The organism is Mesorhizobium sp. LNHC209A00 (genome assembly GCF_000502915.1).
In the GTDB taxonomy this organism is placed as follows: domain Bacteria; phylum Pseudomonadota; class Alphaproteobacteria; order Rhizobiales; family Rhizobiaceae; genus Mesorhizobium.
Window position 1 is genome coordinate 44860 of record NZ_AYWT01000023.1, and the last position, 8355, is coordinate 53214.

Sequence of the window (8355 nt, forward strand, 5' to 3'; positions counted from 1 at the left end):
GGTGGCTGGCCATTCGGAGGTCGCATGCAAATCGAATTGCTCGATACATTCCTCGACCTGATCGAGACCCGAAATTTCAACAGGACTGCGGATCGGCTGGGCATCAGTCAATCCACTGTTTCGAGCCGCATCCGAACGTTGGAAGGTCTGCTAGGAAAACAACTTTTCATCCGGAGCAAAAGCGGAACCGAGCCTACTGTGGCGGGCCTTCGACTCGTGGAACATGCGCGAGCCCTACGACTCGGTTGGTTAGACGCGCGACGTGAAATCCAGGGTGTCGGCAAGTTCGAAAATCACATCCGAATTGGCATCCACCCCGACGTGTACCAGCGTGTTCTGCAAGGATGGTTAGAATGGGTGAGAGTAACAATGCCGAAACTGGCGATCTATGTCGAAGTCGACTACTCGAACCAGATGATACAGGACCTCACGACCGGAAGCCTTGACCTCGCGGTGCTGTACTCGCCCCAACATTACCCTGACATGCACTACGAGCAGATCGCGGAGGAGCACTTCGTTATGGTCTCGACACGCAGCGTGACCTTGAAAGGGATTACGCCGACAGACTACATCCGCGCCCATTACTCTATTTTGTTCGATCGGGCACATAAGCAGATGCTCCCCGAGCTGGAAAATAGTCCCGTCTCTATGGGACACGGCGGCGCGGTCGTCTACCTTCTGAAAAGCCAAGGCGGGACAGCGTTTGTCACCGAGGCGGTGGCCAAGACGCTAAGCCTAGAGGGCGTGGCGGGAACAGTCGCCGACGCCCCGAGAATCTCGCATCCGATTTATTCGGCTGTGCATGTTCGAAATAAGCATTCCCATACTCACGCACGGTTACTCAAAGGGCTTAAACTTTTGACAGGGTAATAGTGCCGCGAACCAAGAGCACGTCTTTAGATTGATAAATCGTTTGCTATATGACGAGGGGCCTGTGTGATTCAACATCCAGTTTCATGAGCAATCCGGCTCGGGCCTTTCAGTATATAGGCCATGGCCTCGCCGAGGTCGGACTTGCCTTCAACGGCACGATCCAGGTCGATGCCTATGCGGCTCCTCACCCGTCACGACCTCGCCTGCCCAGTGGCACTCTATTCGGCACGTTCGGTCTGTCCGAACACCCGAATGACCACGCGATCGAGCATCATACGGGCGATGGTCTGTCGGTCTCACGATGTAGTGGACTGCATGTGCAAGACCATGCTCGTGCCATATCTTGACAACCGAAGAGGGCACCTTGTCACTGACAGTTTGCAGCTGCGCGCCTCAATCACGTTCAGGAAACGGATGAAGTCCTGATGCCGTGTCGCTGCATGTTGCGGCCGATCACCGAGCCGTCGAGAACATTGACGGCAGCAAACAGGGTACTGGTCGCATGGCGCGACACATCCGATCATTCGAACAGTGAGACGCTTTGAACAACTTGGAGCATCACGTCGAAATACTAGAACCGATCGCGGCGCTCCATGCTCAGGGAGTGCTTAAGCAACAGGCGAGGTTCGCCTTCAATTCGACTCCGTCCCTGGCCGAGCAGTTCCAAATCCTTGCCGCCTGAGTGGTCTCATATCAAAGCTCTCGGCGCTCGCATTCAGCGCTGCAACAGCCCCCCGGAACTATCCACTGTTTCGTTTGAGATAGGGTGCATAGAAGCCGGCCAAGAGCAGTGGATGATCGGGGGGCAGCGTGGAAAACCCTCCGGCTGCTTGTCGGCAATTTGCTGCCGCACAAAGACAAACTGGTACCGCTATGCTCTCGAACTCCGAGGTGGCATAGTCCCAGGTTAGCTCGACGTCAGGAGAGATTTCCCGGACAGCAATAAAATCGTAAGCTCGGAACCGGTTCGCCACAATCGCTAGATTGGGATCACAAGAATGGTTTACAAAGACAGGCGGCTCCTCAAATAAAGCATGAACATTCCAATCTATCTCAATCGAGTGCGTCGTCCGAGCCTTTTCCAAGCGATTAAGAAGCCCGATCATCACAACCTCGCCGGGCAGGAAACCACGAGCAGCGAAAATCCCACGCCCTCTATCGTGACCTGTATCGCGGACCGTAACGTTGCGAGCATTGATTCGCCTTGCGCAGCCGAGATCGTCAGTCAGGATTGAGATGCCATTCTCTACACGCGGATTTTGCACGATCACTTCCTTCCATGACTAGGCAACCGGAATTTAATTATTATGGATTCGCTATGTTAGGTACCTTCATCGTTGCAGAGGCGCCCAGAAATTCTACTGCTACGCTGGCGACGGGCATCGAGCTGAAAGATCGTTCCCCGCCGTCTTTGTGCAAAACCATCTAAACCTGACAGGACCTTCCGTGCTCACTCCCCTTACGCTACATTTGACGGCGAAATCTGAATCGAGTTCGCCGTTCGCAAAGAAAGCGCTCAAAATTCGTGCCAACTCAGTGGATTAATTCCAACGCTCGGTGCACGCGTTTGACTATATCGTGAATCGGTTGATTGCCGCCTGCAGGTCGATGACGAAGTGGAAGACGCCGTTGCAGTCTCCGTCGCGTGTCAGCTTGGCGGAGAAGCCCTCACAGCCGCCGAACAATGATGTTGGAACGAAGCGGGAAGTCCATCGGGGATGTCTTGCCAGCCGGGCGCGGCCTTCGGACAGTTGCGTATAGAAGCATGTGCGGCGGCCTTACAAACCGACAAACCCGACAAAGTGCAGGAAGCGTTCGTGGGATTCATGTGTGGACGTATATGGACCCCGCCGGATTGCAACAGATCGGCTGGATCAGGACCGTTGGTCACAACTGCTGCCGTATATCCGGCTTCCTAATGCGGCTGGACAACGTCTTCGCCGCGAGCCCCGATAGATTTTCCGCGCTTCCCCTCATCGGCCCCTGTACGAAAGCGTCTTTTGCCACCGTTCACAAATACACGGTGCGCTCGAAGGGCTCCCCTGTCGTCGAAGACTGCCAGGCTGATGGTCTTGAAGCTCCTCATAGCCGCCGCCAAATCCCGGCTTCGATTGAAGCGACAAAATCAGTTGCTGCTCGCAGGTGCCAGGTTCAAGGACGGGATCGAGGTCATCGAAATGAAGCCGCAAAGCGCCGCTTGATCAAGCCCGCCACTACAAAATCCGTCATCGCTCCGGCGGCGATCCCGTCGGCGCTGTGGATGCTCAGGTTGGTGCCTTTCGGGAAGTACTGACGGATGTGTGGCAACGTTTTGATTCCGGCGCTATGGCAAGATGACCCTCTTCATGCGCTATTTGCTTCCGTTTGTTGTACATGCCGACCATGACGCGGTCATCGCACCCTTGGAGAGCTGCGTCTCGAACCATAGCCCAGCGCGTTGTCAGCCAATCACCTGCGGCGCACAAGTCTGCATAGATGTCGCGTCTGATGTCCTTGGCCAGAGCATCCAATTCAGTGCCGACTGCATCGGCATCCTATTGGCTGAGGGCGGTGCTACCGCGGTAGCAGTCCAAGATGACTGCCGGCATCAACAACAATGATCTGACCAGTAATGTTTGACGCTTCCGTCAGGAAGAACAGCGCAGCCTCGGACATCTGTTCCGGTGTGCCTGCCTGGCGGAGAGGCGTACGTTGTACTTCGTCTTCTTTCATTTTGTTGTATTCTATTTCGCCGATGCCGTTTAACATCCAACGGGTTTGTATGAAGCCGGGGCAAATCGTGTTCACCCGAACGGCAGGGCTGAGCCAGCGTGCAAGCATCGCAGTAAGAGTATTTAAGGCGCCCTTCGACAGCACATAGGGTAGTGAGCTGCCGTTGCCGGTAAAAGTGGCATTAGTGGACACATTTACGATTGCGCTGCGTTCTTTGCTTTCTTCCCATAGTCTCTTCATGGCCGGAAACACAGCACGGCTCATCATGAAAGCGCCGGTTGTGTTCACGCGAAATATGCGGTCGAAATCCTCCGGTGTGACGTCTTCAAGGTCGCCGGCTTTTTGGAACTTTGTGGTTGCGGCGTTATTAATAAGGCCGTCGATACGCCCCCATTCGCTCAGAGTCTCGGCGGCCAGTTTGCGGCAATCTGCATCTTGCCCCACGTCGGCCTGCACAACGATGGCTTCAACACCTTGCGCTTTGACTTTGACATAAGTCTCCTCGGCTTCCTTCTTGCTTCGAGTATAGTTTATCGTGACGTTCCAGCCCCGCGCAGCGAGGTTGATGGCACAAGTCGCCCCCATGCCGGTTGCCGATCCTGTCACAATTGCCACTTTGTTCATGGTGTTTTCCTTAAATGGTTTACACCGCCCTCACGAAGCTAGCAGGCGCAGATCAGACTGGCTTGTGAGAGGCGATCGGGTGGGTGCTCGTCTGCCCCGACTTTGAGCGTCCCTTGCGTTGAGCTCAGAGATTCCGTCGGCCTGACGAAGGCGAACAATGTTGATAGTCTCATCCACGGTGCATCGCTGGTCGAATACGCTGCTCTTCTCAAACCGTCATCACCCATTTTCCGCGACAGCTTGGAGGAATGCTCCTCCCACCTTATGCGGTCACTTTCTGTCCGCTCGACACCGTGACGGGCCTGCCTTGAAGAGATAAAAGGCATCGTTGATCACGAATCCGTCAAGACCAGCGGCCCGGGCATAGGTCAGCAAATCGCTTGCGCGATTGATGAAGCCGGTGCCATTGAAGTTCAGCGATGTGTTGCAGAGAACGCCGACTCCGCTTTTTGCCTTGAACGAGGTAAGCAATTGAAAGAGCCGTCGGTTATGGTTCCGTGAAACTGTCTGGGCCCGCGCTGTGCCGTCAGCATGCGTGACAGCCTCCAACCTGCTATCGAGAACCTTCTGGAAAAGAAGCATGTAGGGCGACGGGCGTGCCAAATCGAAGTGGAGCGCGACATCGTCTTCCAGACAGACCGGCGCGATCGGGCGGAAACTCTCCCGGTTCTTGATGCGGTTTAGCCGCTCATGGGTTGCCTTTGAAAAAGGCGCCGCGAGAATTGAGCGGTTACCGAGCGCCCGTGGCCCTATTTCGCAATTCCCCTGTACCCAGCCGATCACCTTGTCATCGAGCAACGCCGAGGCTACTTGGCCGTAGTCGAGTGGATGGACCTCGAGGCCGGTGAGGTCAATCTGGTCATGTGCGAAAGGCTGGCCGGAATAGACGTTCCATTTGATCTTAGCATTGCCTGTGAAATGCCGCATCGCGTCGACTGCGGTGCCGATCGCCGAGCCAGTATCGTTTGCGCATGGAGGAATGAAAACATCGGAAAAAAGGTTTGTTTCGAGCCACCTGCGGTTCCACTCACAATTCAAACCGCATCCGCCGGAAATCAGCAGCGGGTACCCTTTTGTCAGGTTCTTCTTCGCGAAAGTGTGGAACGAATCGAAGATGGCGTCTGAAACGCGCCTGGCGAGGTTGGTGAACTTCTGATGGGTTACGCCAATGTTGTAGTAGGGCGAATTCCGCAGATCCTCCTTGGCCAAGGGGTACACTTCGCTTGGAAGCACGAAATCGATCAGCGCCTGCTCGTCCTGGTCGGGCGATCCGATCTGCCCATAGGCGCAAAGCGCCATTAGCTTGCCGGCGTCTTCAATACGGTGGCCTTTCGGCAAAGCGAATTTTGGATCGGCGAGCGCATAAAGGAAAGAATATTTGTGGCCAGGATTCGCCATCGCTTTCCCCCGATGTTCAACCTGCAGGTTCTCATCAATTTCATAGAAATCGCCGGACCATCCTTCCCAGATCAGCGCGTAACAGGGCATCCCGCTGGGGAATGGCGACATGCCGTAGGAGCCCCAGAGATGGGAGCGCTCGTGCGTCGAGGAATAGAAATGCACCTTGCGGCCGAAGACGGTCCTCTCGCTGGCAATATCCGATCCCTGAGCTATGCCGTAGTATCCTACCGGGTCGTGGTTGAATCCTATGTGCCACCCACCGACAGCAAACACATCCGGAATGGCATCCAGGCGCCCCGCGGCTTCTAGAATGGTCGTCGGGTTAATAGTCGAATATCTGGCAAAGCTATCCTTCTCAGCCTCGTAAGAGTAAATCAGCTCGGCCGCCGATGTATCCAACGCCGCAATGGCGCCATCATGGCCCGGTTTCAACGATATTATCCGCATCATAGTACTCCATCACGAATGAACGACAGTTTACCATCGATATAATCTATGTGTTGACTCGCCTCACTATTATTGCGTTTCTGTCATATAAATAAACCTCATTATGTCGTATTCGTACCTCATAAATCAACCGTCGTAGCGATAAGTTTTTCGGCTGTTTGTGAAGAAATGCTGCAAAATAACAAAGCCGTGCTTTATATTTATTTACATGCCCTTTTGCAATCGAGGCGGCGCTGGAGTCAGGAGGGGCGAAGGTGTTGGCCGCCCTGCGCTACATGTTCGAAGGACAAGCGCCCGCGCGGCATGCTTTCTGTCGGGATCATGGCAGCATTTCCAGCCTGGTGAGCCCACCCGGGACGTGGGGCACCGGGAGGACGGAAGTGCGGGCAGGCCGTCTTTAGACCGGGGGCTGAGAGCCCGTTACATGGCCGCCCCTCGCAACTTTCCCGGATGCGCTGCGAGCGCTGATCAGTAGGTGTCGTGTTGCCCGCCAACTCCCGTCTTTGACGAGCCAGGAAGAAGGGAATAGGGATGCGCATCATCGGACTGGATACTCACCGCGCCTTCGCCGAGGCGGTAGCTTGGGAAGACGGCAGGCTAAGGCGGCTGGCTTGCGGCGCGATCTGTTCGACGCCTTCGCCGCAAAGCTGTCGTCGGACGATGTCGTGGTGATCGACGCCATCGGCAACGCGACGTCGGCTGCAGCTGTGGTTGCGCCGCATGTGAAGAAGGTGGTGATCGCCAACCCGAAACAGGTGGGTATCATTGCCTATGCCAAGATCAAAACGACACGATCGAAGCCGGCGTTCATGCGCAGCCAGCGGCTTCTTGCCAGAGTCTGGATTGCGGACGAGCCGACGCAGGCGCTGCGCCGGCAGGTCACTCGGCGCAATCAGGTCATCCGGCAGAGATCGCGTTTGAAGAACATCATCCAGTCGATCCTTCATAGCCACCTGTCCGTCTTGTCCGCATGCGGACCTGTGCGGGGCCAAGGGTAGAACCTGGTTGAGTGAACAGGTTGTGCCGGAAGACGAGCGCCTCGCTATCGATCGGCATTTGCGCGACTTTGATCGGGTGGGCGAGGATCTCTAGGTAATCGAGCGCGATCTTGCCCGCTCAGATCTTGAGTATGACAGCGTGAAGCGGCTGATGACCATCCCCGGTGCACACATGAGGGTCGCGTTGGCGATGAAGGCCGCGATTGGCGACGTGACCCGCTTCGATGAGCCACAGAAGCTTGTCAGCTACCTCGGTCCGCGCGGCCAGCAGCTTTTGGCTGCAGGCGCGCACCATCGAGGTGGCCATGGCCAGTCGACGATCTCTAGAATGTGAATGTTCACAACCCATTCCGGAGAGACCGACCATGACCAGCCAAAATGTTATACCCGCCGATACGGTGTTGGTGGCGATCGATAAAGGTGCGCCATGAAGTCTTGATTGAAGCCACCGGCCATAAGCGCCGCCGCCGGCTGCCGGTTCTCATACCCGCGCAGAGCATGACCGGCTGATCGGATTCGGCAGGCGTTTGGCCAAGCCGGTGGTCTGCGGCTTCGAAGCGACCGGGAACCCAGAGTGCGGCTATTGCCGTTGGGACAGAGACCTTCCATCGCATATTTTTTGTACGCCGGTCGCGTACTCTCCATGGGCTCCATATGCACAAAGCCATTTTTGAGGACGTACAAAACGTCACCCATGATAATGTTTCGTTCGGCCATACGTTCGATCGCGTGGCGCTTGTACGAAACGTAAGCGCTTTCGAATGCGCAATCGCGCGTATTTTAAAAGAGTCCCTAGCGCTAAAAATTTGTGATCTGGTAAAAAATCTCGCGATAAAAGGGGCGCCCTGGGAAGGGCGCCCCATTTATCACTTCTTAATGTGGGTCACGATATGCGTGTTCGGCTTGCGAACGGCAGTCGTAACAGTCGTGAACCGACCCGAAACCGCACTGCGGCCATCGTAATCGTCTTCCTGCTCATGCTCATCACCTCCTTTCCGGAGCACGGCGCTCCTGGAGAGACGGGGTGAATCATATGCGCCTAGTTATCATGATACTTTATCCGTCAACGCCAGTGGGCAGGAAATCGCCACACTTCGCCGCCTCCCGGTAGGGCAGCATGCTTCCTAGAGCATAATCTGACCTGATGGAATCGCGAGGGATTCCCATCGGGGAGAATATCTGATTCATCATGTCGGCTGGGTATGGAGGCCAGCAGGCATGGTTAGAGCCATATCGGGGGATTTGCGTTCGCGAGTGATCGCAGCGGTTGAGAGTGGCCTGTCGCGGCGGGCTGCGGCGG

General features: G+C 55.7%; 6 protein-coding genes and 4 pseudogenes. 5 read left to right on the forward strand and 5 right to left on the reverse strand.

The features are described 5' to 3' along the window. Positions 1-24: 24 nt before the first annotated feature. Positions 25-870: a LysR family transcriptional regulator gene (locus X739_RS138795; RefSeq protein ID WP_023796232.1), complete on the forward strand. Its 846-nt coding sequence runs from the start codon at positions 25-27 to the stop codon at positions 868-870. Positions 871-1262: 392 nt separating this feature from the next. On the opposite strand, the pseudogene X739_RS1000000169650 reads toward X739_RS138795, so the two are convergent. Then, positions 1263-1381: pseudogene (locus X739_RS1000000169650) on the reverse strand (IS630 family transposase); the annotation flags it as partial. Between the two features lie 60 nt (positions 1382-1441). Between X739_RS1000000169650 and X739_RS1000000170900 the strand changes: the two are divergent. Next, a pseudogene (locus X739_RS1000000170900) lies at positions 1442-1555 on the forward strand (IS6 family transposase); the annotation flags it as partial. A gap of 58 nt (positions 1556-1613) precedes the next feature. On the opposite strand, the gene X739_RS1000000168735 reads toward X739_RS1000000170900, so the two are convergent. The 4 genes and pseudogenes from X739_RS1000000168735 to X739_RS138780 form a co-directional block, all read right to left on the reverse strand. Then, positions 1614-2138, reverse strand: coding sequence for an SET domain-containing protein-lysine N-methyltransferase (locus X739_RS1000000168735; RefSeq protein WP_156940015.1), 525 nt, complete (start codon positions 2136-2138; stop codon positions 1614-1616). Between the two features lie 315 nt (positions 2139-2453). Then, positions 2454-2618 (reverse strand): annotated as a pseudogene (locus tag X739_RS1000000170905) (IS630 family transposase); the annotation flags it as partial. An 808-nt stretch (positions 2619-3426) separates the two neighbouring features. Next, positions 3427-4209, reverse strand: a complete 783-nt coding sequence (locus X739_RS138785) for an SDR family oxidoreductase (RefSeq protein ID WP_023796236.1) — start codon at positions 4207-4209, stop codon at positions 3427-3429. 270 nt (positions 4210-4479) lie between these two features. Further along, the gene (locus X739_RS138780; RefSeq protein ID WP_023796237.1) at positions 4480-6042 is read right to left on the reverse strand and encodes a carbamoyltransferase C-terminal domain-containing protein; all 1563 of its coding nucleotides are present in this window, start codon (positions 6040-6042) and stop codon (positions 4480-4482) included. Positions 6043-6668: 626 nt separating this feature from the next. Between X739_RS138780 and X739_RS1000000167350 the strand changes: the two genes are divergently transcribed. The 3 genes and pseudogenes from X739_RS1000000167350 to X739_RS1000000169655 form a co-directional block, all read left to right on the forward strand. Then, the gene (locus X739_RS1000000167350; protein WP_023796238.1) at positions 6669-7055 is read left to right on the forward strand and encodes a hypothetical protein; all 387 of its coding nucleotides are present in this window, start codon (positions 6669-6671) and stop codon (positions 7053-7055) included. Between the two features lie 139 nt (positions 7056-7194). Further along, entirely contained in the window at positions 7195-7389 is a 195-nt protein-coding gene (locus X739_RS1000000168740) for a transposase (protein ID WP_156940017.1), read from the forward strand. Positions 7390-7420: 31 nt separating this feature from the next. Further along, positions 7421-7624 (forward strand): annotated as a pseudogene (locus X739_RS1000000169655) (IS110 family transposase); the annotation flags it as partial. Positions 7625-8355 lie beyond the last annotated feature (731 nt).